This is a genomic window from Solimonas terrae, assembly GCF_011067135.1.
GTDB lineage: Bacteria > Pseudomonadota > Gammaproteobacteria > Nevskiales > Nevskiaceae > Solimonas > Solimonas terrae.
In genome coordinates, this window is the sequence record NZ_JAAMOW010000003.1 from 260,588 (window position 1) to 284,878 (window position 24,291).

Sequence of the window (24,291 nt, forward strand, 5' to 3'; positions counted from 1 at the left end):
TTCGAGGAGCGATGATGTCGGTGGTTGTGCCATCGGCAGTTGGCTTGACGCGTATATAAAACGGCCCAGCTAATGTCTTGGGTTCTTACTTCACATTGATTAACACAGAAAATGACTGCTGACCGTATTCCACCAATTCAGCCGACAGCGAACGCATCGGATGGCGCACACGATGAAATAGATTTGCGCCAGATGTTCGCGGTGCTCTGGGGGGGCAAGTTTAAGCTCTTGTTGGCCGTACTGATCACTTTGGCGCTGGGGGCTCTCTACCTGATTGCAAAAGCGCCCGTTTACGAAACAAACGGATTGGTGCAGGTCGAACAAGACAACAACAGTTTGAGCAGTTCCCTAGGCGGTAGCGACCTGTCCGCACTGCTTGGCGCCCCGGTGCAGACGGAAGCGGAAATCGAGATCCTCCAGAGCCGTATGGTGCTCAACAAGGTCATCGACAATCTGAAGCTGGATATCCAGGCTGGACCCAACTATTTTCCGCTGATTGGCCGCTTCATTGCCCAGCATCGTGGTACGCCCGGTCAGATTGCTCCCGCTTTGCTTGGCATGAGCCGGTTCGCATGGAGTGGTGAGCTGATTGACGTTTCGAGCTTTGCGGTGCCGCCGTCGCTGCTCGACCAAAGCCTCACATTGGTGGCCGGGAGCAAAGGTGCCTATACCCTCCTTGGCCTGGATGGCGCTCCGCTCTTGCAAGGACACGTTGGCGAGACGGCTACGGCAAAGCTGGCGGACGGCAACGTCGAGTTGTTCGTCAAGGATCTTCAAGCGGCGGCGGGCACCCATTTCACGGTGACGCACTTCGCCCGTCAGGATGTGCTTTACGACTTGAGCCAGGCACTAACGATCGCCGAGCAGACCAAGGATTCGGGAGTCATCGGAATCACCTATGACGGAAAGTCACCGCAAGCGGTGACGAACGTCATAAGAGAAATTGAAGACGCCTACCTGCGTCAGAATGTCGAGCGACGCTCCGCTGAAGCCCAGCAGTCATTGGACTTCCTGCAGCAGCAGCTTCCCGCGATCAAGGCGAAGGTTGATGCCGCGCAGGCCGGATTGAACGCGTACCAGATGAAGCAGGGTTCGATCGACATCACCAAGGAGACCGACCTCGTTCTGCAGACTGCGGTTGATCTGGGCACTCAACGGCTTGAGCTGGAACAGAAGCGTCAGGAGGCTTTGCAGCGATTCACTCCGAATCACCCCGTCATCCAGGGGATCGATGCGCAAATCCGGGAAATTGATAACCGGGAGACTGATCTCAAGAAGCGGACAGAAGCGCTTCCTGAAACACAGCAGGAGATCCTGAGCCTGATGCGCGATCTGGAGGTCAATACCGGCCTATACACCGCGCTCTTGAACTCCGCGCAGCAGTTGCAAATCGCCAAGGCCGGGACTGTCGGTAACGTCCGCATCATTGATTACCCGTTGGCGCCGATCGATCCTGCCAAGCCGAAGCCAGTATTCGTCCTCGCCATTAGTCTGGTTGTCGGATTGATGTTTGGCGTTGGCTACATTCTCATAGAAAAGGCGTTGTTCCGCGGCGTCAGTAGCCCCGACGAGGTGGAGAAGGCGCTCGGACTTCCGACATATGCCGCGATCCCATTCACGCCGGCGCAGGAAAAGATGAGTCGAGGGTTCCGGCAGAGCGATAAGAAGAGCCATATTCTCGCGACGGCCCAGCCGGAGAACGTTGCCATTGAAGCACTGCGCAGCTTGCGCACATCGCTGCAGTTCGCTCTGCTCGAATCCGGCAACAACATCGTGATGTTCAGCGGACCAACCCAAGGCCTGGGCAAGTCATTTGTATCGATCAATCTTGGTGCGGTACTGGCGACATCGGGGAAGCGAGTTCTCGTCATTGACGCGGATTTGCGGCGCGGTTATCTGCATCGTTATTTCGGGGAATCCGCTGCGCCCGGACTCAGCGACTATATCGCCGGCAATGCCGATATGGCCTCTGTCATCAAGAAGACGGCAGTTGACGGGTTGTTCCTTTTGACCAACGGGACAACGCCCCCGAATCCGTCCGAGTTGCTTCTGCACGAAAAATTCAATCAATTACTTCAGAATCTTTCAAAGAACTTCGATTACGTCCTGATTGATACGCCACCCGTATTGCCGGTTACCGACGCCTGTATCGTTGGGCGAGTAGCCGGCAATGTCCTGCTGGTACTGAAGGAGGGGGAGCATTCGATGAACGTGATCGAAGAAACCATTCGTCGAATGCGAAATGCCGGTGTGAACCCTCGCGGCATATTGTTCAATCAGGTTGGCGTGCGCGGCGGCGGATATGGCTACTACAGTTCTTATTCCTACGCGTACAAGCAGGAGTACAGCTCAACCAAGCGTTGATGAAACTCGCAAATTCGGCGACTTCGATTTTTCCGGCCACGTTGTGAGTGGCGCTTGCGAGTTTGGCTGAATCGCTGCTCCGGGGCGGCCAAAAATTTCGTGGACAGAGAAACAGGCAAATGGATTGGATCGGAGTGTTGTCCGGACGCCGCTTGATGCAGCGCATCAGGAGGGCCAGGTCGGAACGCCTCGGCACGGGTCTTGCCAACCAGATGCGAGTTTGACTCGGCTGGGACACGCCAGGACGAATGGGGCCAAGCAATCCAGTAGAAGCGCCAGTTGTCACGAACTTTGCCGGTCAGCAGCTGTTCTCGGAGGAGCCTTGCGGGTAGCGTGAGGCGAATCCGCGCGAATTGATGATTACTGCCGTCAGCGCGTTTTCGCGCCGAGAAATCGTAGAGTGTGTGTAAATGCATGAGTGCTCCGAGGTGCTGGTCCTTGCCAAAGCCATTCCCCCAGTCGTAGGCGGCATAGAGGCGTATAGCGCTGAACTCGCCGACGCCTATGCGGATAGTGGATTCGCAACAACGCTTGTCACTCCGAGCATGACCCAGCGGCTCCGCCCCGGTGAAACTGTGAGCCGGAGCAAGCATCCGAGCTCGACGGTATCGCAGCTTAGGGCAATTTTTTCGACTCTCCGGCGCCTGTGCTCTTTGCGCAAGCGGAAATGGCATTTTGTTCATGCCACCAGCTGGCGGATGTGTCTGCCCTTGATGATGCTCGGCGTACGAGCGCGGCTGGTCGTGACGGTTCATGGGCGTGAATTGACAGAGCAATCGCGACTGATGCGCTGGCTTGCACAGAGACTTCTGCGCAGGGTCAACCTGCTTGTCTACGTGAGCGACGCAACGAAGCGCGAAATAGAGGGCGCTTTGCCGTCGCTTAAAGCTGTACCCAGCCTGGTGGCGTGGAACGGAGTATCAAGCGCCGCGACCACTGCTGCTGCTGCTGGTCGCAGCGTCGTCGCCGATACCGATCGGCGCGAGCCTCTGCTGATATTGAGCGTATGCCGACTTGTGAAGCGCAAGAATCTGCCATTCGCGATACGTGCGGTGGGCGAACTTTATCGTCGTGGTGTGCCGAGCTTTCGTTACGTCATAACGGGCAATGGACCGGAACACCCGGCGCTGCTGGCGGCGATTGAAGAGCTGGGAGACGCGGGTCGGTGTATCCATTTGGCAGGCGCTGTTCCCGAGCCGGAACTTTGGCGCCTTTATCGACAAGCCGATATTTTCTTCCATCCGCAATCCAGCGCGCACGACGCAAGAGATATCGAGGGTTTTGGGATCTCGATCATCGACGCCATGGCGTGCGGTCTACCTGTGGTGTGTGGCCGGGATGGCGGTCCCAGCGAATATGTCATTGATGGCCGGAATGGATTTCTCGTTGATGGCCGCGATTTGGAACAGTCAGTGGACGCTCTGGAAAAGCTCATGATGAGCCCCGAACTTCGCCTGACAATAGGCCAGGCCGGTGAGCAGCTGGTTCGACTGCGAATGACCTGGAAGGCCCACGTGGACGCTGTGGTTGAAGAGCTCATCGTCAATGCTTGATGGATCTCCGTTCTTCATCATCGGTGTCCCACGAAGCGGGACGACTCTGCTTCGCGACCTCCTTGCGCGACACACGGCTATCACTCTTCCGCCGGAAGAATCCCAGTTCTTGCCGGACTTGATCAGGGCGCGTGAGTTAGTAGCCGACGATGCTGCTTTTTTGGGGCTGGCAAAAAAAATCGTCGAACGCAGCAACTATGCGTTCCTGATGCAACTCCGACACAAGGTCAGTGCAAAAGCACTGACAGAACGGTTGTTTTGCGCTGATCCAGTTGCCGTTCTGCGGGATGTCGTAGTGGCCAGCCGACCTCAAGCAAATTTGCCCGGCACTGTGCTGTGGGGCGACAAGACACCCAATTACGCGTGGATGGCTGAGGAAATTCTGAAGTGGGCACCGAGTGCCAAGTTTGTCCACATTGTGCGAGATCCCCGAGATGTGGCCATGTCCATGGCGACCGCCTGGAGCAAGTCCGCCTTGCGTAGTGCGCTCGATTGGAGAAAGACGGAAATCCACCTTGATACGCTCAAGTCCCGGGGTCTGCTCCACGGCAGCAATTTGCTGGAGCTCAAATATGAAGATCTGCTGGCGGAGCCACGCCCACAGCTATCTCGAATCTGCTCACTGCTCGGGGTGAATTTCGAGCAATCAATGCTGGATTTACCCGCAAGTTCCGAACGCTGGGGACAAGGAGCCGGCCATCGCGGAGTCAAATCCGACAACAGCGGCAAGTTTCTCCAGAATGTGGATTCACGCACCATTCGCGTGGTCGAATCCATTTGTGTCGACCGTATGCGCGCGCATGGTTATGCGGCATTGCAGATCGATCCAGGCGCTGAGCCCAGGATTCCCGGTTCGTTCGCTGTCCGTCTGGCGGCGCTTCGCGACGCTGTACGCGTGATCGGCGCCTACGTTCAGGAATTTGGCCTTTTCGAAGGCATACGCTACAAGTTGCGGCAGCGCGGTGTTCGGGCGCTTCGAAGGACGACGGTATGAAACTCAGTGTTATTGTTCCGTGCTACAACGAGATCAAATATATACAGCGCTGCGCGGAGTCGCTGGCGGCAGGCTTGACCAACGTCGACTACGACTGGGAAATGCTGATTATCGACGGCCGGAGCGACGACGGAACAAGGGAGATACTACAAAGGATTGCGTACGAAAATCAGAATATCAGAGTGCTGGATAATCCCCGGAAATTTCAGGTTCACGGACTGAATGTTGGACTGAAGGAAGCGCGCGGGGAAATCATCATTCGCTGCGACGCACACTCTCAGTATCCGCACAACTATCTTCGGACTCTGGTTGCTTTGATGGATAGCGCCGCGACGGACGTGGGCAATATCGGAACGCCGCATGTCTGCGAACCCGGAGCAAATACGGAGTTGGCGCGATGCATCAGCGTGGCCATGGGAATGCGTGCTGCTGTCGGCGCCAGCCATCGGAGTCTCTCCAGTGCGGCACTTCAGGAAGTTGATACGCTGCTGTTCGGATGTTGGCGCAGAGAGATTTTTGATCGCGTAGGGCTGTTCGATGAGCGCTTCATCCGCGGCCAGGATCTGGAGCACAACTGCCGGATTCGAGCCGCCGGGCTGCGGGTACTGCTGTATCCGGGGGAGCCGTTCATCTTTTTCACAAGGGCGACGCTGAAGCAACTCGGGCGCATGGTCTACCAATACGCAGCAGCAAAGATTGAAATCCTGACCGTGACTGGCGTCAAGCCGCCATTGCGTGGCTTCGTCCCGTTCTGCTTTTTTCTGGTGATGTTGCTATTGCTGGCAACACCTCTGGCGTTAGCGTTGCCGCTAGTCTATGTCACCGCCATTGGCGTCATATCGATTCATAAGGTTGTTCAGTTGCGCGACCGTGCAATGCTGAATTTGATTCGTGTTCTGCCGGCGATGCATGTCAGCCATGCTGCAGGGTGCGCGTACGGCTTATGTAGGGGGCTTCTAGGATCGCGTAAACCCACACGTTGGTCAGGAACACGGGCAAATGAGCGATGAATAAGCAGCTTTCTGCAGCGGCTATATTCGTGGCCGTGTTTTGTGCTCCGTTTCAATGGATCCAAATAGCTGGGTCGTTAACGATCTCAGATCTCGGGTTTGTGATGTCGGCTGGCCTCTTGCTATGTGGTGTCGTGTTTTCCGCCGCCTACTTCCCAAATTTCAGAAGTAATTTTATATATTGGTTCTTAATTTTATATGTTGCGAACCTGATTATCCAGGTAGTATCGCTTGTGCATTCGCCGAAGCCGATGCAGGGGTTATTTGACATTTTGCGAGATGCCATTTATTTAAGCTGGGTTATCCTTTTATTTTCTGGGATATCAAGAATAGGCTTTGTAGATGCTTGTCGTATTATATACAGGGCCGCTTTTATTTCAGGAATTGGAGTGCTGATAGTCGCCTCTATTCAGCTCGCCCATAAAGGTATTCATCCGATCGATGTCTACGTCAGAGCGTTCGTTGATCTTGATCCGGACCGCATACAGTATTCTGTCTTTAAAGGGCTCTTTAACGAAACAGACGCGGACACATATAGTTCAGCTACGCGGCATACCATGGCATTGCTTTTTACTCTCGGCCTAGCTTGCGCAAAATGTGTCGCCTATGTGAACAAAAGAGAGCGACATTTTTCGGCAATTGTTCAAGTGTTTCTCGCGGCTTTGATTTTGGCGACGCTCAGCCGTCAAGCGATCGTTGCGCTGCTGTGGGTTTTTATGTCTAGCTCAGTCTTTATGAGTGGCGACAAAAGAAAGGCTCGATACGGAATTGTTTTGGGATTTTTTGTTTCCGTGGCGTTAGCTATCCCTGCTTGGGATTTTATTAAAATAAAATTCATTGATGATATTTTGGAAAACCCTCGAGTCGAACGGTACGGGCAGGCACTGATAGAGATAAGTAAACATCCGTTTTGGGGGTATGGCGCAGGCTCCTTGGTCGATAACTCTTACTACGCTGACCAGTATGTAATTAACGCTTGGCATCAAGGTGGTCTGATGTCTCTTATCGCTGCTGTAGGTGTGACCTTACTGTTATTGCTCCAGCTTCTCCGTCCAGCGTTTAGTCGGCTTCCAGAGGGAAAAAAGATATTCTGTCTTTGGTGCTCTTGGTTAGCTATATTTCCATTGATTCGATTGCTTGTTAGCTTGCGCGGCACATTCGACATGTCCGCTTGTATTGCTCTAGCTCTTTTGTTCTTTCTTGCTGGACAGCTATTAAATCGTGGAGACAGCCGTCAGCCAAATATCGAGACCAACTTTCGCTTTCAGAATTGGAAATTGCGGCCTTATGAAAGCGCATAGCTTTATCAGATCGGCATTGTTTGACGCAGTAAGGTTATATGATCCATACCCTTATCGCCGCTATATGCGGGCCAATAGGATAGTATTCATCCACGTCCCCAAAACCGGTGGAACTGCATTTCTGGATGCTATGAAGGCTAAGAGGGCGCGCATGCATATTCCTTGGCAGGTCTTCTGGCAAGCTAACAAATATCGATTTGAACGTTACAGGAAGCTGGCTGTAGTGAGGAACCCTTACGATCGCGTGGTGTCAATATACAGCTATCTAATGGGCGGAGGATCTCCCGGCACAGATGGACCGCTGGCGGCTGACGTGGCTCGTCGCGCTCCTAATTTCGAGTCGTTTGTTCTTGAATATCTTCAGCCATCCAGAATTTGTCTCCATAATTTGTTTCGCCCGCAGGCATTCTACGTTTGTGACCATGCTGGAAAAATAATGGTTGATCATTTGTGTCGATTTGAAAATCTGCAAGCCGATCTTGATCAGGTACTGCGCGCCGTTGGTATGAAAAATGTTGTTCTAGCGCCTGTAAATCGATCTGTGCGGAGTTTGGATTGGCGTACTTACTATACTGAGGCTAGCGCGGAGCGCGTTCGAGAACTTTACAGTTGCGACTTTGACGCTTTTGAGTACGAACGTAGCTTTGAAATTCCTGACTCGAGAGAGTCTTTTTCGATCGCGAGTTAAGTGCCATGACCTTGGTATCACTGCTGTTAGCGTTCCCGCTCACGATAAGCTCGGGGCAAAGCAGTGCTAAATGCGGTATTGTTGATTCAGGAGTTTTGCGAAGTGCTCCTGATATTCTCGATTTATCAAAGAACCGTTGTTGGCGCATAGAAGCAAGCAAGCGGTCGCAACCCGTGGTGGTGTCTACTCCTGAAGGGCCGGTGGTTCACATTAAATGGAGGCCTTGCGACTATCTGGGGAAGGGATTTCGTACCGAAATTGTGCAAAACGTGGTCGCGTCAGATAGGGCTCAGGGCGGCGTATGGGGGGTTGAAGACGAAAAGCGGTTTCCTAGAGTTTCATATGATTGGTCGTTCTCGCTGAACGACTCAGGGCATCTCATAGGTGATTGGAGTCGTGGTGCTTTCATTGCGCAATGGCACTCTAGTAATTTTGGTCCGCGAGATCGCGCCTTGGATGGAGGGTCTCCGGTTATAGGATTGTTCTACACAAAACCTTCTGGTTCGCAAGATTTGCACGGTACGTTGCAGTTGGCGATGAAGATTGCACGGGCTAGTGGTTACTGCCGATCTTCGGATGATTTAGTTAATGATCGATTTTGCCGAGTCGTTCTAGCCGAGGCGCCAATTAGTGAAAATGAAACTCATCGCGTTCATGTGGATGTTGAGTGGGATCGCCCTGGAAAAACAGGAGCGGTCGGCGTGCTCGTTGACGGTAAACCGATGCCAGCGGCACCAAACGATAATCAATCTGGTGACCGCTTCATCTACCCCAACAAGCAGAATTCGGCGCCAGATCGTATGCAGATGGGCCTTTATGTTCAAAGTAAATACAAAGAAGAACTGCAGGAGAAATTTGGTGTGAAAGCAAAGTCGGATAAGTTCTTGAGAGATAAAGAAAGTGATGTAAGCCAGTTCTGCAGTGACGATCGAGAGCTGTCGCTGACTGTCAGTAATTTCAGCTTTACCGCACACGAGGTGCGCTGATCGTTGCCGCAGGCTAAATCAGTCCGAATGTGAAGAAACCGAGTCGATATCGCACCATCAGCATTGCCGCCGCGTTTTGTATCGCTACGGTCAGGGTTATTGCCCAAGCCGCTCCCACAACGCCGTGGTAACTGGTGAGTGCAACTGCCAGTGCAACCGCCAGGCAGCCGGAAAAAATCGAGATGTTGCGCATGTCTCGTTCGTGCCCTGTCATCTGCAGGAGCAGGCCAACGGAACCACTGGCCACGTTGACCCATTGGCCAAGTACCAGAATTCTGAGTAGAGCCGCGGCAGGTATGAATTCGTGACCGAAAAGCCGCATCAGCGGCGTCGCGGCGGCGGCGATTGCGCTGACCACGATTGTCGCAACAAGGGTCATCAAGCTGGTTGACCGTCTCGCAAGTCGCTTCAGGTCCTTTGCGTTGCCTTGCTGATGCAACGCTGCGAATCTGGGCGCTACCAGCATATTGGTTACCATCAAAACCAGGCTGATGAGCACGGCGGTTCTTTGTGCTGCCGCCAGCAGCGCAACTTGGGCTGCGCCAAGCCATATCCCTGAAACAATTTGTCCGCCCCAGCTCACGACCTGACTCATCAGCACCACAACCCATAGCGGAGCTGCGCTTTTCCACAGGGCTTCGGCGTCGGACATCGGGGGTGCTGCCGGTATTAATTTCGACCAAAGAGTCAGGGCCAGGAATAGAGTTGCAGCGCCGGCCAGCGTGTAAGCAGCGGCGCCCAATATCTCGCCGCGCGCAGGCAGGGAGATCAGCGTTGCGAGCGTCAGCAGCAACACAAAGCTCAGCGGCAACCCGATGTTCTGCAGAAAAGTGGCTATTTCCGGGCGTCGGGTGCCAATGAAACTTTGGGCGCACAGGACGTAAATGGTTGTCGCCGGGACCATCCAGGCCATGATTTGCAAGACTGGCGCCAGCGCGGGCTTATGAAACCCGTATTCGGCGATCATGCCGGCGGACAGGCAGACCAACGCGGCAGTGCAAAGCGACGTGCGAACTGACCACTTGAGCGCCAAACGGAAGGCGCCTTGCACTTTGTTCCACTCGCCGTTGGCCGCATGCATTCCTATGTGCCGCACCAGCGCATTGTCCAAGCCAATTCTGGAAAAAGCCGATAGTACGGTCACGATGGACAGCGAAAGTAAAACGAGGCCGGCATCCTTGGCACCCAGCAGCCGCGACGCCGTAATGGTGGCCAAAACACCTGCAACACCGCCGGCGCCGCGCACGCCCAGAACCAAAAGCCAGTGCCGGGCTTTGGAGATTCCACCCTTCATGCTGTCGACTCTCGAAAATTTTCGGTCATTACAAAAGTGCAGTCGAGGCACCCTTGTTGATAAAGGTCCACAGTGGTGAGCGTATCGTGCTTGCGCGTCGATATTGCCGTTGGCGCTGACTTGGCTGCCGGCGACCGAGCCTGAAGGGCCGTTGATGGTCCAGGCGTAGCGTGCCGGACCGTTCACGGCTACAAGCCCCCTAGTCGGACTCTGGCAGACGGCAACGGTGGGCATTAACGCCCATATATATCCTCAAATCGAACGATATCGTCTTCGCCGACGTAGCTTCCGGTCTGAACTTCGATGATTTCCAGCGGAATCTTCCCTGAATTGTCGAGGCGATGCTTGTTGCCGAGCGGTATGTACGTGGACTGATCCTCGGACAGGAGGAAGACCTTGTCCTCGATCGTTACCTGCGCAGTGCCGGACACGACGATCCAGTGCTCTGCGCGATGGTGATGCATCTGGAGCGAGAGCTTTGCGCCGGGCTTGACCATGATGCGCTTGACCTGGAAGCGGCCGGCGAGCGCAATGGTCTCGTACCAGCCCCATGGACGGTAGACGCGCGGGTGCACTTGGGCTTCACTGCGGCCTGACGCCTTGAGTCTCTGCACAATTTTCTTGACGTCTTGCGTATGGTCCCTGGATGCAATCAGTACGGCATCCGCGGTCTCGACCACGACATGATTTTCAACGCCGATGAGGCTTACCAGCCTTGAATTCGCACTGATCAGGTTATTGCGCGAGCCCTCGAGGAAGACATCGCCGCGGGCGACATTTCCACTGTTGTCGCTGGGTGGCAGCGCGGCGAGGTATTCCCAGCTGCCGACGTCATCCCATCCTGCGTCCATGGTCACCAGCGCTGCCAGTGCTGTCTTTTCCATGACGGCATAGTCGATCGAGTCGCTGCGACAGTTCTGGAAGCTGTCTGCGTGCAGGCGAATGAAATCGAGATCGTGCTTGCCGAGCCTGTATGCATTTTCGGCATTTTCGGCGATTCCCGGTTCGAATTTGGTAAGTTCTCCCAGAAAGACATTCGCACGAAAAACGAAAAGACCGCCGTTCCACAAATAGTCGCCGTCGGCAATGAATTTCCGGGCGGTCTCAAGATCGGGCTTCTCGACAAACTGTGCGACCTGATAGGCGTCGCCATCCAGGGCTGTCCCTCTCTTGAGGTATCCGTAGCCGGTTTCCGCACGCGTGGGGACGACACCGAATGTGACGATGTGGCCGGAGCTTGCGGCACCGCAGGCAGCGATGGCGCTGCGAACGAAGGCTTCGTTGTCCCGAACCGTGTGGTCGGCGGCCATCAGGAACACTGCGACATCCTCGCCATATTTTTCCGTCGCGAAGTGTGCCGCCACCGCAGCGGCCGGAGCAGTATTCCGACCGGTCGGTTCCAGGATGATCGTTGCGTCCGTCATGCCGATCTGTCGCAATTGCTCGGCAGCGATGAAACGATGCTGATCGCCGCAGATCACCAGCGGCGGCAGCGATCCGGGAATGCGAGCCGCACGGAGCGCGGTATTTTGCAGTAGCGACTTGTCGTCGATGAGGTTGAGGAATTGTTTTGGGTACTGCTCGCGGGATTGCGGCCAGAGGCGAGTGCCGGAACCACCGGCCAGGAGCACGGGAAGGATACGGATGGGAGCGTTGTTCGACGTGTTCATGCGGCTGATTCGTCAGTAGTTGGTGCGAGAATTTGAGATGCCTTGCTGCCGGAGCGGTATGGACGTTAGCCGAAGCGCAACATTTTGTGCTTTGGGTGATCGCGGCTTGCGCCGCTCCTACAGGTGTGCTGGGGCAGGGCTGCTCAACTGGTCGATCAGGCCCAACAATTCGGTAGTGCGCTGACGCATCAAGGCTTCGTCTGCGCGGGACTCTACGTTGAGACGCAGCACCGGTTCGGTGTTGGAGCCGCGCAGATTGAAGCGCCAGGCCGGGAATTCCATGCTGAGGCCGTCTGTGTGGTCGGTCGCTCCTGTCCCAGCATACCGCGTGCGGATGCCTTCAATGACGGCTCTTACGTCCGGAACTGTGCGGTTGATCTCACCGCTCGCCGGGTAGCGTCTGACGCGCTCTTCGACGAGCGCGGACAGGGGCCTGCCTGATTCGGATATCAGCTTGGCGACCAATAGCCAAGGCAGCATTCCGCTGTCGCAGTAACCGAAGTCGCGGAAATAGTGATGTGCGCTCATTTCGCCACCGTAGATGGCATCTTCATGGCGCATGCGCTCCTTGATGAAGGCGTGTCCCGTCTTCGATTGCACGGCAATGCCACCCGCTGCCGACACGATATCAATCGTATTCCAGATCAACCTCGGGTCGTGCACGATCTTTTGGCCGGGTGTCGCACGCAGTAGCGCTTCAGCGAGCAGCCCGACAATGTAGTACCCCTCGATGAATGTTCCGTTTTCATCAAACAGGAAACAGCGATCGAAATCTCCATCCCACGCAACTCCGAAATCGGCACCGGACTGCGCAACGGCATCGCTGGTTGCGCTGCGATTTTCTGGCAGCAATGGATTCGGTATGCCGTTCGGGAAGCTCCCGTCAGGGTCAAAATTCACCCGAATCAGCTCAAATGGCAGGTGCGGCGACAGTGCCTCAAGCAGAGGGCCGGCAGCCCCATTTCCCGGATTGACCACCACTTTCAATCGGTGCGTACCGGGTGGTGGCATATACGCTCGCAAAAAATCGACGTAGCGCTGCCGGAAACTGGCCGCTCGAACGGGCGCTGGTCCGCTCGGACAGATTTCCACCGAACTCGCCGTCATTCGTTCCAGATCGCGAAGTCCCGAATCGCCTGAAACCGGAATCGCACCGCCGAGCACCAGCTTCATCCCGTTGTAGTCAATGGGGTTGTGGCTGGCCGTGACTTCGATGCCGGCATCGACTCCGGGCTGCTGTGCCGCCCAGTACACTTCTTCGGTGCCGCAGAGTCCGAGGTCCAGTACGTCCACACCTCGCTGACTCAGGCCGTGCGCCAGCGCGTTGAGGAGCGTGCTGCTCGAGTGCCGGATATCGCGGCCCAGTGCCACCGTTCGTGGCTGGAATCGCTCCGCAAAAGCAAGGCCGAGCCGGAATGAGATGTTCTCATTCAGCTCGTCGGGAACGCGCCCCCGGATATCGTATGCCTTGAAGCATTTGAGTGAACTTTGCATGACTCGGGGTTTGAATATTGAGCGGGAAGTTGGCACTTACAGCGAGATCATTTTTATGCCGGACGCAACAAGCGCCAGCGCGATCGCCGCCCGGATGACGTTTTCGGGTGCGCGGCTGCTCGCGAACGAGCCGATGATGACCCCTGGCACGCTGCCAAGAAGCAGTGTGAGCATCAAGACGTAATTGACATTGCCTAAGAGCAAATGTCCGGTTCCGGCGACGATGGTCAGCGGCACGGCGTGCACGAGATCCGTGCCTATCAGCTTCGCCGGCTTCATGCGCTTGGGATACAGGTAGAGGAGCATGACCGCGCCGAGCGCGCCAGCGCCGACCGACGTGAACGTCACGAGGAAGCCCAGAATGGCACCGGCGAAGACAGTCAAGGCTGGCTGAATCAACTTGAATTGTGTCGGCATGGTTTCACGTAACCGATTGCCGACGGCATGCACTTTCTGGCGAAAAATCGTTGCGACTGCCGTGACGATGAGCACGACGCCCAGAGCCGTCATCATCCGGGCATCCTGTGAACTCTGTACCGCGCTGGTGTGGAGCCAGACGAGCGTCAGGACCGCAGTTGGGATGCTACCCGCGCTAAGGCGTCGAAATACCTCCCAGTCCACCGAACCGTGATGCTGATGCACAGTGCCACCGACGAGCTTCGTGACGGCGGCGACCCAAAGATCTGTGCCCACTGCCGTGCGCGGTGCCACGCCGAACAACAGCATCAGGACAGGCGTCATCAAAGCGCCACCACCAACTCCAGTCAATCCAACGAGGAATCCAATACCTAGCCCGGCTGCGCTGTATGACCAGTCAATATGCATTTCTATTAATTGTTATGATTGAGTTATTGGGGTGAAGCCCCATGTTTCCGTGTAGCTTTTGGGTATCTCTATACGTAAATATTGCTGACGCAAAAAGCTTGCCCATGCATCTTGGGTTGCCCGACAGAGATATCTTCAACTCAAGTGAGAATATCGTTAAAATGGCGAATTGCTTTTCAGTTATCTGAATTTACTTCAAAATTCGACCATTAATATTCCAAGTTGAACGACTGCGAGAAAAGAAACAATGGCTACCTATAGCGAGTTGCTCAAGCAGATTGAATCCCTGACGCGCCAGGCAGAGGATCTTCGCCAGGCCGAAATAGAAAAAGTAATTTCCGAGATCAAGGAAAAAATGGAGAAGTACGGGTTGACGATCGCTGACCTCGGTGGCCTCAAGCCGAGCAGCAAGGCCAAGAAGAGTACCGGAAAGGTCGCTGCCAAGTATCGGAACTCGGTCACAGGAGAAACCTGGACTGGCCGTGGTCGTACGCCGAAATGGTTGGCGGATGCCGAAGCTGCCGGGAAGTCTCGCGAGAGCTTTGCGGTCTGATTGATCGGGTGAGGGTGATTGCTGCAGCTTTCATGCACGACCACCTCACCCAACCCATTCTTTCCGGGGCGAGGGGGGGGGCCACCCGGTCAAAGCACGAGATGCCCAAGGTGCCAGGCAAGCGCCGCGATGATCGCGCTGGCCGGGATCGTCAAGGTCCACGCCCACACGATAGACCCGGCCACGCCCCAGCGCACCGCGGAGAAGCGTCGGGTCGCGCCGACGCCCATGATGGCGCCGGTGATGGTGTGGGTTGTCGAAACCGGAATACCGAAGCCGGAGGCAATGAACAGGGTCGCGGCGCCGCCGACTTCTGCGCAGAAGCCACCCACCGGCTTGAGCTTGGTGATCTTCTGGCCCATGGTCTTGACGATGCGCCAGCCGCCGAACATGGTGCCGGTTGCGATCGTCACGTAGCACGCGCCGACGATCCAGCCGGGCAGGTGGTCGGCATGGGCGTGCATCCAGTGGGGCAGCACGCCGGGATCGGATGCCGTCGTGGCGATCAGCAGCATCCAGATGATGCCGGCGGTTTTCTGCGCATCGTTGCCGCCATGTCCAAGACTGTAGAGCGATGCGGAGACCAGTTGCAGTCGCCGGAACAGGGTATCGACGCGCCGTTGGGTCGAGTGGAAGAAGATCCAGCTGACGGCCAGCGTGAGGATGGAACCGAGCACGAAACCGAGCAGGGGCGAAAGCACGATGAAGGCGATGGTCTTCAGCAGGCCGGACCAGATCAGCGAGCCCATGCCGCCCTTGCAGATGCCGGCGCCGACGAGGCCGCCGATCAGCGCGTGCGAGGAGCTCGATGGAAGGCCGAAATACCAGGTGATGAGGTTCCAGACGATGGCGCCGGCCAGCGCGCCGAAGATCACGTAGTGATCGATGATGCCCGGATCGATGGTGCCCTTGCCGATCGTGGCAGCGACTTTCAGCGGGAAAATGAAGTAGGCGACGAAGTTGAAGAATGCCGCGAACACGACCGCGAACTGCGGCTTCAGCACGCCGGTGGAGACGACGGTGGCGATCGAATTTGCGGCGTCGTGAAAGCCGTTGATGAAGTCGAAGGCCAGTGCCAGCACGATCAGGAAGATGATGACGTGCAGCGTCACGTGCTCCATCGCGCGTCTCAGGAGTTTTCGAGGACGATCGCTTCGAGCATGTTGCCGACGTCGTCGCAATGGTCTGTCACGGTTTCCAGCGACTCGTAAAGATCCTTGAGCTTGATCAGCTGACGGACGTCCGGTTCTTCGCGGAATATCTTCGACAGCGCGTCGCGCAGCAGCTTGTCCGCGTCGGCTTCGAGGGTGCCGATGTCGCGGGTGGCCGCCATGATCTTCGGGCCGTTGTCCATGTCGGAGAGCAGGCCCACGGCCTCGGCAACCTTGAGCGCCGACGCCAGGATGATTTCCGCGAAGCGCACGGCTTCCGGTGTGCTCGCGCGCAGATCATAGGTGGCGACCATCTGCGCGGCACCCTGGATCATGTCGAGGACGTCGTCGAGTCGCGAGATCAGCTGGTGTATTTCGTCCCGGTCCATCGGCGTGATGAAGGTCGAATGCAGCAGTGCAACGGTCTGGTGCGTGATCTTGTCGGCGCGATCTTCGATGACGTCGATCTCGTCCGCGTGCTTTTGTGCTTGCTCGGCCGATACACCCAGGGTTTGCATCAGACCCAGCAGGCGCTCGGCACCAACCACGATCTGCTGCGCGTGTGCATTGAAAAGATCGAAGAATCTGCCTTCGCGAGGCATGAGGCGTCCAAGCATCGTCGTTGATTCTCGGCGGATTTTCGGAAGGTTACGGAATTCGTTAGCGTGGCGACGCCGTGCTCAGCGCAACAGCTGGGTCAGCTCGTCGCCCAGCTTGAGCGTGGTCGCCAGAATATGGCCATGCTTGAGTACGTCGTCGCTGCCATCCAGCGAGCGCACGATGCCGCCGGCCTCCTGCACCATGACGATACCAGCGGCGATGTCCCAGGGCTTGAGATTGAATTCCCAGTAGCCGTCGAGACGGCCGGCAGCCACGTAGGCCAGATCCAGCGCCGCCGAGCCGGCGCGACGGATGCCGGCAGTATTGGCGGCGATATTGCGCAGCATCGGCGTATAGCGGTCCAGATATTCCTCACGCAGCGGCACGCCGGTGCCGATCAGCGCGCGCTCCATTTCCTTGCACTGGCTGACGCGCATGCGGCGATTGTTGAGCGTCGCGCCTGAACCATTGGACGCCACGTACAGATCCTGCGTGCAGGGTGCGTAGATCACCCCGTGCTCCAGCTTGCCGCGGACCTCGATGCCGATCGACACGGCAAAGTGCGGAATGCCGTGCAGGAAGTTGGTGGTGCCGTCGAGCGGATCGATGATCCAGGTCACTTCGTTGTCGCCGCTTGCACCACTCTCTTCGGCGAGGATGGCGTGCTGCGGATAGGCCTTGCGGATCAGGCGGATGATTTCCTGCTCGGCGCCGCGGTCGACCTGTGTGACGAAGTCGTTCTTGGCCTTGCGCTCGATCTGCAGCTGATCGCTGCGCTCGTAGTACTTCATGATGAAGTTGCCGGCGGAGCGTGCGGCTGAAACAGCAATATTGACCAGCGGGTGCATGACGGGCCGGGATTGAGCGATGGGGATAAGCAAATAGAATATCAGAGTGCATGCGCATACACTGAGCGCCTCTTGATAAATCAATTACTTAACCTACGTTCACCGAGTTTCTTGCTGACGTTGGTTAAGTCTTTGATTAATTTGCCATGAAGCTCAGATCCGAACAGCTCCGGATTCTTGAAAACGCCGCAGTGGCGTATGACGCCTGGCTGCACGCGAGCCGCCAGGCCGACGAGCACGCGCACCGTCTGGAATGGAAGCGTATTGACGGGGTGGAGTACCTGTACCGTCATTTCGGCCGCAGCGGCGCGCAATCACTCGGTCGCAGAAACGCCGAGACCGAGGCGCTGAAGCATGCTCAGGATATCGCCAGGCCGCAGATTGATCGCGCGCTCGCCGAGCTTCGCGAGCGTTTGGGGTTGATCGCCGCGGAGTATCGTGCACATCGCTTGCCACGAGTTCACCCGATTCTCGGGAAAATCTGCCGCGAAGCGGATCGTCGCGCCTTGCTGGGTACGTCGCTGCTGGTGGTCGGGACCAATGCAATGCCCGTTTATGAGTTCGAGGCCCAGGATCGCTTCGCGATCGGTCTTGAAACAACGGAGGACTGCGACTTTGCCTGGTGTCGGCAGGCGCAGATGACGGTCGCTGGCGGCGGTGCGACACCGTTCTATTCCTTGCTCAAGTCGGTCGATTCGACGTTCACGCCGAACTACGAGAAGCCTTTTCAGGCGCGCAACGCCGGTGCCTATGAGGTCGAGTTGCTGTTGGCCCCATCTTTGAAAGCGCACTTTCCGGCCAGCGAGCCCATACGGCCGATCCCGCTGCCCGAACAGGAATGGCTGTTGCGCGGCCGCAGCTTGGCGCATGTCGTATTCGACATGAACAATCAGCCCGTTCGGCTGGTGGTGCCTGACCCGCGGTGGATGGCTTTGCACAAACTCTGGCTGTCGGAGAAGCCGGAACGCAATCGCAACAAGAAACCGAAAGATGGTGAGCAGGGGCGACGCCTGCTGCTCGCCATACAGGAATCGATGCCGCACTTGCCGTTCGACGACGAGTTTGTCCGCGAAGTGCCCGACGAGCTTCAACGTTATTTGCCTTGAGACATGACTGATCTTTCTTCGAACGAGCCGCTCACCAACATCCGTATCGTGCTGGTCAAGACGCAGCATCCGGGCAATATCGGCTCGACCGCCCGCGCCATGCTGACCATGGGGCTGACCGAGTTGGTGCTGGTCAGCCCCGATCGCTTTCCGCATCCGCAGGCACGAATGACGGCGGCCCATGCCGGGCCGGTGATCGACCACGCGCAGGTGGTCGATTCGCTCGCCGAGGCCGTCGCCGGCTGCGTCTGGGTGGTGGCCAGTTCGGCCCGTCCACGGCATCTGGGCGACGAACCACTGCGGCCATGGGACGCGGCGGCGCGCGCGGCATCCGTGGCGAAGGCGGGCAAGGTCGCGATCGTGTTCGGCTGCGAGCGCACCGGGCTCACCAATGAAGAGCTCGATCTCTGCCACGCCGTGACGATGATTCCGGCCAATCCCGGCTATAGCTCCCTGAATCTTTCACAGGCCGTGCAGGTACTCGCCTACGAGCTGCGCAAGGCGTCGCTGCCGGATGCGCCGACGGTATCGAGCAAGCAGGGGCACCCATGGTACGAGCCGCCGGCCGCCGAGGAGATGGAGCGGTTCTATGGCCATCTCGAGCGGATTCTGCTGTCGACCGGCTTTCTCGATCCGGCCAATCCGCGCCTGCTGATGCGGCGGCTGCGTCAGTTCTTCAATCGCGCGAGTCCGGATCGCAACGAGCTGAATATCCTGCGCGGCATCCTGACGTCGATCGAAAAGCCGAAGCGTCGTCGCATTCCGCTGGACGGCAGTGCCGCGGCCGACGAGTGAGCGATCGGTGGAGTGTGCGAGCCGCCCCGACGCATCCGATCATGCCGAGTGCGAGGCCGAAGGCCTCGTGTATCGAGGGATACTGGTGATCGGGTCGCATGCCTCGATACACCGCCTGCGGCGGCACTCGGCATGAACGGGTGGGGGAAAAGGGGGCAAAGCGATTCATTCCACCGTTCGCCCCGAGTGATCGCGAAGGAATGCTTCGGTACCCCACGCCCCACGCGGCACTCAACATCGACGGATATCGAGGCGGCGGCTCGACCCACCAACCGGGCACTGGGTGAACACGCGGTGCATTGGGTTGTCTTATCTTCGCCACCCCCCACCGTTCGCGCCGAGTGCCGCGCGAATGCGCGGTGTATCGAGGTGCACGATAGTCTTGCGTGATTGATTCGCCACCGTATCGAGAGGCTTGCAATACCGTGCCGGGATGACGGGCTTGCGCGCGTGCCTCGATACACCGCCTGCGGCGGCACTGGGCATGAACGGGTGGGGGAAAGGGGGCAAAGCGATTCAGTCCACCGTTCGCCCCGAGTGATCGCGAAGGAATGCTTCGGCACCCTACGCTCCACGCGGCACTCAGCACCGACGGATATCGAGGGGCGGCTCGACCCACCCACCAGGAACTGCGTGAACACGCGGTGCATCGGGCTGCGTACCTTCACACCCCACCGTTCACACCGAGTGCCGCGCGAATGCGCGGTGTATCGAGGTGCACGATGGTCTTGCGTGATCGATTCGCCACCGTATCGAGAGGCTTGCAATACCGTGCCAGGATGACGGGCTTGCGCGCGTGCCTCGATACACCGCCTGCGGCGGCACTCGGCATGAACGGGTGGGGGAGAAGGGGGCAAAGCGATTCATTCCACCGTTCGCACCGAGTGATCGCGAAGGAATGCTTCGGTACCCCACGCGGCACTCAGCACCGACGGATATTGAGGGGCGGCTCGACCCACCCACCAGGTACTGCGTGAACACGCGGTGCATCGGGCCGTCTATCTTCACAACCCCCCCACCGTTCGCACCGAGTGCCGCGCGAATGCGCGGTGTATCGAGGTGCATGCGGATCTCGGGCATAAACAGGACCGAAGCGGTCTACAATAGAAAACCCGGTGCCGGAGCAATCCTCAAACCTATGTTTGCCCGAATCAAAGAAGACATCGCCAGCGTTTTCGATCGTGATCCCGCCGCGCGGAACACGTGGGAAGTGCTGACCTGCTATCCGGGCCTGCATGCGATCTGGGGCCATCGCGTGAGCCACTGGCTCTGGGCACATGGTCTCAAATGGCTGGCACGGCTCAATTCGAATCTGGCGCGCTGGCTGACGGGTATCGAGATTCATCCCGGTGCGCGCATCGGCCGACGTTTCTTCATCGATCACGGCATGGGCGTGGTGATCGGCGAGACGGCCGAGATCGGCGAGGACGTGACCCTCTATCACGGCGTGACGCTGGGCGGTGTCAGCTGGAACAAGGGCAAGCGCCACCCGACGCTCGGCGATCGCGTGGTCGTTGGCGCCGGCGCCAAGATTCTCGGGCCGTTCACGGTCGGCGCCGGTGCGCGCGTCGGTTCGAATTCGGTGGTCGTCAAGGAAGTGCCTCCCGGTGCGACCGTCGTCGGCATTCCGGCGCGCATCGTGCACGAAGCTGCCGAGCCGTCCGCAGCCGTGGCCGCGATTGCGAAGAAAATGGGTTTCGACGCTTACGGTCTGTCCCGTGACATGCCGGATCCGGTCGCGAATGCGATGTCGACGATGTTCGATCACGTGCAGCGCCTCGACGAGCGGCTGGTGCAGATCTGCCGGCTGCTGCATGAAATGGACTCGCGCATGCCGGAGCTGGAGCTCTCGAAGCTGGAGTTGCCGGACATCTGCGTCGATTCGACGTCCGCGCTGGATTCTCTGGCGGGGAATTCGCGTCGCAAGGGTGACTGATGGGGGGCGTTGTTTTTTGCTCGACGCTCCTGAACTGCAGGCTGAGCTGATGCCCGTCTACTTCGACAACAACGCCACCACGCGACTTGATCCGCGCGTGCTGGAGGCGATGCTGCCCTACCTGTCCGGGCCGTATGGCAATGCATCATCGCTGCATCGTTTCGGCCGCGCGGCGCGGGATGCGGTGGAGCATGCGCGCGAACAGCTCGCGCAGCTGGTCAATTGCCAGCCGCGCGAGATCATCTGGACCTCGGGCGGCACCGAGTCCGACAATCTCGCGCTCAAGGGTGTCACCGAGGGCGCGCGGCCTTCGCGCCTGCTCTACGGTGCGACCGAACATCCGGCGGTGCTGGAAGCGGCCGAGTCGCTGCGGGCACGAGGCTGGCAGGTCGACACGGTCGCGGTCGGCGACGATGGCGTGATCGACTGGCCGCGCTTCGAGCGTCAGCTCGCAGCCGGCGCGACGCGGCTGGTCTCGCTGATGCGCGCCAACAACGAGACCGGTGTGATCCAGGATGTCGCGCGCGCGGCCGAACTCGTGCATGCCGCTGGCGCCTGGCTGCACGTCGACGCCGTGCAGGCCTGCGGCAAGATCGTGGTCGACTTCGCCCGGCTGCAGGCCGATCTGATGAGCGTTTCCAGCCACAAGATCTACGGGCCGAAGGGCATGGGCGCCTTGATCGTGCGTGCCGAGGTCGAACTTCATCCCTTGCATCACGGCGGCGTGCAGGAGCGCGGTCTGCGCGGTGGAACCGAGAATGTCGCGTCGATCGTCGGCTTCGGCGCGGCGGCCGAGCTGGCCGCGCAGGAGCTGGGTTCGCGTGCCGCGCACGTGCGAGACTTGCGCGAGCGACTGGAGCGCGGCTTGCACGCGCTGCCGGACGCGCGGATTTTTGCCGGGCATGTCGAGCGTCTGCCGAACACGGTGCAGTTCGCGATCGCCGGGTATGAAGGCGAGGCCTTGCTGATGCAGCTCGATCGTCAGGGCTTCGCGGTGTCCAGCGGCTCGGCCTGCGCGTCCGGGCGTGGCGAACCGAGCCACGTGCTGCTCGGCATGGGCATCGCGCGCGAGATCGCCGAAGGGGCCATTCGCGTCAGCTTCGGCAAGGACAATACCGAGGCCGAAGTCGACCGTTTTCTCGCGGCTCTGGCGGGCCTGACGCGCCCGACCGCAATGGCGGCGCGATGATCTATCTCGACTATGCGGCGACGACGCCGCTCGACCAGCGTGTTCGTGACGCGATGCTGCCCTGGCTGGACGCCGAAACGCAGTTCGGCAATCCGGCATCCGACCATGCGCTCGGGCGCTGCGCGCGCGCTGCAGTCGAGCGGGCGCGCAGCGAGGTTGCGGCGCTGCTCGGCGCCGGCAGCGACGAAATCGTCTGGACCTCCGGCGCAACCGAATCGAACAACCTGGCGCTGAAGGGGGCACTGGAATTCCGCGGACTGCAGGGCGCGCATCTGGTGACCAGCCGCATCGAGCACAAGGCCGTGCTCGACACCTGTCGCTACCTCGAGACGCTGGGCGTGCGCGTCACGTATCTGACGCCGGGCGCCGACGGCATCGTCGCTGCCGAACAGGTCTTGAATGCCGTGCGCCCGGACACGACGCTGGTGTCGCTGATGTGGGTCAACAACGAAACCGGCGCGATCAACCCGGTGGCGGCGCTCGCATCGCAACTGCGTGAGCGCGGCATCCTGTTTCACGTGGATGCGGTGCAGGCTGCCGGCAAACTGCCGATCGACCTGGCGCGGCTGCCGATCGATCTGCTGTCGGTGTCGGCACACAAGCTCTACGGACCCAAGGGCGTCGGCGCCCTGTTCGTCCGCAAGCGGCCGCGTGCGCGTCTGGCGCCGCAGATTCACGGCGGCGGCCACGAGCAGGGCATGCGTTCCGGAACCCTGGCGACGCATCAGATCGTCGGGTTCGGCGCCGCATGCGGGATCGCGGCGGCGGCGATGGACGAGGAGGGCAGACGCCTGACCGCGTTGCGCGAACGCCTGTGGCTGGGGCTGCAGGCCTTGCCGAAGATCCATCTGAATGGCTCGGAAACGCAGCGTGCCCCCGGCATTCTCAATGTCAGCTTCGCCGGTGCCGAAGGCGAATCGCTGCGTGCGATGCTGCCGGAGCTGATGGTGTCGAGCGGCTCGGCCTGTTCGTCGGCGACGCGCGAACCGTCCTACGTGCTGCGTGCGCTCGGTCGCGACGACGAACTCGCCGGCTCCTCGCTGCGCCTGTCGCTGGGTCGTTACACGAGCGAGGCGCAAGTCGATGCTGCTGCGGCGCGGATCGTCGAGGCGGTCGGATTTCTGCGTGAGCTGTCGCCGTTGTGGAGCGCCGATGAGACCGCCTGATCAGAACATCTACGCGTACACCGAACCGGTCTGGCAGCGCTTCCGTGAACCGGCGCATGCCGGGCGTCTGGACGCCGGCTCGCAGGTCTTCTCCGCGGAGGCCGGCAGCGCCGCGGCGCGCTCGTTGCTGCGGCTGCAGGTCGAGCTTGCAAGTGGTGCCGTACGGCGGGCGCGCTTCCAGGCCTACGGCTGTCCGTCGGCGATTGCCGTCGGCGAGTGGCTCGCCGAGCGGCTTGAGGCCACGCCGTTGGCGGCGTGGCACGCGATCGACGCTGCCGGAATACGCGCGGCGCTTGAAATCACCGAGGACAAGGCCCATTGTGCCCTCATGGGCGAGGACGTTCTTCGCGCCTTGTTGCAGACGATGAGTGGCAGGCCATGAGTATCCAGTTGACCGAAAGCGCCGCCCGGCGCATCCAGCAGCAGATCGACAAGCGCGGCGCCGGCCTGGGCCTGCGCGTCGGCGTGCGCAAGTCCGGTTGTTCCGGTTTCGCGTACACGATGGACTACGCCGATCAGATCGGCAGCGACGACCGTGTGTTCGAACAGTTCGGATCGAAGCTCGTGGTGCATCCGGATCATTTGCCGATGCTCGAAGGCATGACGCTGGATTTCCAGAAGCAGGGCCTCAACGAGGCTTTCAAGTTCGTCAACCCGAACGTCAAGGCCGAGTGCGGCTGTGGTGAAAGCTTCACCGTCTGAGCGCCCGCGGGCGGGCATGCCGGCGCATCACGGTTCAATTGCCGCATCGCAGCAGCGCCGGCTATA

General features: G+C 58.7%; 22 protein-coding genes. 15 read left to right on the forward strand and 7 right to left on the reverse strand.

The features are described from left to right. Positions 1-111 precede the first annotated feature (111 nt). The 7 genes from G7Y85_RS07100 to G7Y85_RS07130 all read left to right on the forward strand — a co-directional run bounded on the left by G7Y85_RS07100 (position 112) and on the right by G7Y85_RS07130 (position 8,896). A complete protein-coding gene (locus G7Y85_RS07100; RefSeq protein ID WP_166254067.1) occupies positions 112-2,364 on the forward strand; it encodes a polysaccharide biosynthesis tyrosine autokinase in 2,253 nt (750 codons plus the stop codon). Between the two features lie 428 nt (positions 2,365-2,792). Continuing rightward, positions 2,793-3,917, forward strand: a complete 1,125-nt coding sequence (locus G7Y85_RS07105; protein WP_166254070.1) for a glycosyltransferase family 4 protein — start codon at positions 2,793-2,795, stop codon at positions 3,915-3,917. Further along, positions 3,910-4,911 carry a sulfotransferase family protein gene (locus G7Y85_RS07110; RefSeq protein ID WP_166254073.1) on the forward strand — a complete coding sequence of 334 codons (1,002 nt, stop codon included), beginning with the start codon at positions 3,910-3,912 and terminating at the stop codon, positions 4,909-4,911. Before G7Y85_RS07105 ends, G7Y85_RS07110 begins: the two co-directional genes overlap by 8 nt. Next, positions 4,908-5,921, forward strand: coding sequence for a glycosyltransferase family 2 protein (locus tag G7Y85_RS07115; protein WP_166254076.1), 1,014 nt, complete (start codon positions 4,908-4,910; stop codon positions 5,919-5,921). The genes G7Y85_RS07110 and G7Y85_RS07115 overlap by 4 nt, the downstream gene beginning before the upstream one ends. Next, the gene (locus tag G7Y85_RS07120) at positions 5,918-7,222 is read left to right on the forward strand and encodes an O-antigen ligase family protein (protein WP_166254086.1); all 1,305 of its coding nucleotides are present in this window, start codon (positions 5,918-5,920) and stop codon (positions 7,220-7,222) included. The genes G7Y85_RS07115 and G7Y85_RS07120 overlap by 4 nt, the downstream gene beginning before the upstream one ends. Next, positions 7,209-7,910: a sulfotransferase family 2 domain-containing protein gene (locus tag G7Y85_RS07125; RefSeq protein ID WP_166254088.1), complete on the forward strand. Its 702-nt coding sequence runs from the start codon at positions 7,209-7,211 to the stop codon at positions 7,908-7,910. The genes G7Y85_RS07120 and G7Y85_RS07125 overlap by 14 nt, the downstream gene beginning before the upstream one ends. A gap of 5 nt (positions 7,911-7,915) precedes the next feature. Then, a complete protein-coding gene (locus G7Y85_RS07130) occupies positions 7,916-8,896 on the forward strand; it encodes a hypothetical protein (RefSeq protein ID WP_166254090.1) in 981 nt (326 codons plus the stop codon). Positions 8,897-8,909: 13 nt separating this feature from the next. Here G7Y85_RS07130 and G7Y85_RS07135 read toward each other — a convergent pair whose 3' ends face one another. The 4 genes from G7Y85_RS07135 to G7Y85_RS07150 form a co-directional block, all read right to left on the reverse strand. Beyond that, positions 8,910-10,376 carry a lipopolysaccharide biosynthesis protein gene (locus G7Y85_RS07135; RefSeq protein WP_166254092.1) on the reverse strand — a complete coding sequence of 489 codons (1,467 nt, stop codon included), beginning with the start codon at positions 10,374-10,376 and terminating at the stop codon, positions 8,910-8,912. A gap of 47 nt (positions 10,377-10,423) precedes the next feature. Then, positions 10,424-11,860 (reverse strand): mannose-1-phosphate guanylyltransferase/mannose-6-phosphate isomerase, encoded by a 1,437-nt coding sequence (locus tag G7Y85_RS07140; RefSeq protein ID WP_166254094.1) that lies wholly within the window; start codon positions 11,858-11,860, stop codon positions 10,424-10,426. Between the two features lie 117 nt (positions 11,861-11,977). Beyond that, positions 11,978-13,354: a phosphohexomutase domain-containing protein gene (locus tag G7Y85_RS07145; protein ID WP_166254097.1), complete on the reverse strand. Its 1,377-nt coding sequence runs from the start codon at positions 13,352-13,354 to the stop codon at positions 11,978-11,980. A gap of 36 nt (positions 13,355-13,390) precedes the next feature. Then, the gene (locus tag G7Y85_RS07150; RefSeq protein ID WP_166254099.1) at positions 13,391-14,179 is read right to left on the reverse strand and encodes a sulfite exporter TauE/SafE family protein; all 789 of its coding nucleotides are present in this window, start codon (positions 14,177-14,179) and stop codon (positions 13,391-13,393) included. 247 nt (positions 14,180-14,426) lie between these two features. Between G7Y85_RS07150 and G7Y85_RS07155 the strand changes: the two genes are divergently transcribed. Then, complete coding sequence (locus G7Y85_RS07155) at positions 14,427-14,732, forward strand: H-NS histone family protein (RefSeq protein WP_166254101.1); 306 nt, start codon at positions 14,427-14,429, stop codon at positions 14,730-14,732. A gap of 89 nt (positions 14,733-14,821) precedes the next feature. Here the strand turns inward: G7Y85_RS07155 and G7Y85_RS07160 are convergent, their stop codons facing one another. From G7Y85_RS07160 to G7Y85_RS07170, 3 genes are all read right to left on the reverse strand, one after another. Then, positions 14,822-15,853 (reverse strand): inorganic phosphate transporter, encoded by a 1,032-nt coding sequence (locus G7Y85_RS07160; protein WP_166254103.1) that lies wholly within the window; start codon positions 15,851-15,853, stop codon positions 14,822-14,824. Between the two features lie 8 nt (positions 15,854-15,861). Further along, positions 15,862-16,500, reverse strand: a complete 639-nt coding sequence (locus G7Y85_RS07165) for a DUF47 domain-containing protein (RefSeq protein WP_166254105.1) — start codon at positions 16,498-16,500, stop codon at positions 15,862-15,864. A gap of 63 nt (positions 16,501-16,563) precedes the next feature. Further along, positions 16,564-17,331 carry an inositol monophosphatase family protein gene (locus G7Y85_RS07170; RefSeq protein ID WP_166254107.1) on the reverse strand — a complete coding sequence of 256 codons (768 nt, stop codon included), beginning with the start codon at positions 17,329-17,331 and terminating at the stop codon, positions 16,564-16,566. Between the two features lie 146 nt (positions 17,332-17,477). Between G7Y85_RS07170 and G7Y85_RS07175 the strand changes: the two genes are divergently transcribed. From G7Y85_RS07175 to G7Y85_RS07205, 7 genes are all read left to right on the forward strand, one after another. After that, on the forward strand, positions 17,478-18,437 hold the full coding sequence (locus G7Y85_RS07175; protein ID WP_166254110.1) for a GSU2403 family nucleotidyltransferase fold protein: 960 nt from the start codon (positions 17,478-17,480) through the stop codon (positions 18,435-18,437). Between the two features lie 3 nt (positions 18,438-18,440). Next, complete coding sequence (locus G7Y85_RS07180) at positions 18,441-19,232, forward strand: RNA methyltransferase (RefSeq protein WP_166254113.1); 792 nt, start codon at positions 18,441-18,443, stop codon at positions 19,230-19,232. A 1,138-nt stretch (positions 19,233-20,370) separates the two neighbouring features. Continuing rightward, positions 20,371-21,168 (forward strand): serine O-acetyltransferase, encoded by a 798-nt coding sequence (gene cysE, locus G7Y85_RS07185; RefSeq protein ID WP_166254116.1) that lies wholly within the window; start codon positions 20,371-20,373, stop codon positions 21,166-21,168. A 49-nt stretch (positions 21,169-21,217) separates the two neighbouring features. Beyond that, on the forward strand, positions 21,218-22,357 hold the full coding sequence (locus G7Y85_RS07190; RefSeq protein ID WP_166254119.1) for a cysteine desulfurase family protein: 1,140 nt from the start codon (positions 21,218-21,220) through the stop codon (positions 22,355-22,357). Continuing rightward, positions 22,354-23,523 carry an aminotransferase class V-fold PLP-dependent enzyme gene (locus tag G7Y85_RS07195; RefSeq protein WP_166254122.1) on the forward strand — a complete coding sequence of 390 codons (1,170 nt, stop codon included), beginning with the start codon at positions 22,354-22,356 and terminating at the stop codon, positions 23,521-23,523. Before G7Y85_RS07190 ends, G7Y85_RS07195 begins: the two co-directional genes overlap by 4 nt. Then, a complete protein-coding gene (locus G7Y85_RS07200) occupies positions 23,510-23,905 on the forward strand; it encodes an iron-sulfur cluster assembly scaffold protein (RefSeq protein WP_166254125.1) in 396 nt (131 codons plus the stop codon). Before G7Y85_RS07195 ends, G7Y85_RS07200 begins: the two co-directional genes overlap by 14 nt. Continuing rightward, the gene (locus tag G7Y85_RS07205; protein ID WP_166254129.1) at positions 23,902-24,225 is read left to right on the forward strand and encodes a HesB/IscA family protein; all 324 of its coding nucleotides are present in this window, start codon (positions 23,902-23,904) and stop codon (positions 24,223-24,225) included. Before G7Y85_RS07200 ends, G7Y85_RS07205 begins: the two co-directional genes overlap by 4 nt. The last annotated feature ends 66 nt before the right edge of the window (positions 24,226-24,291 follow it).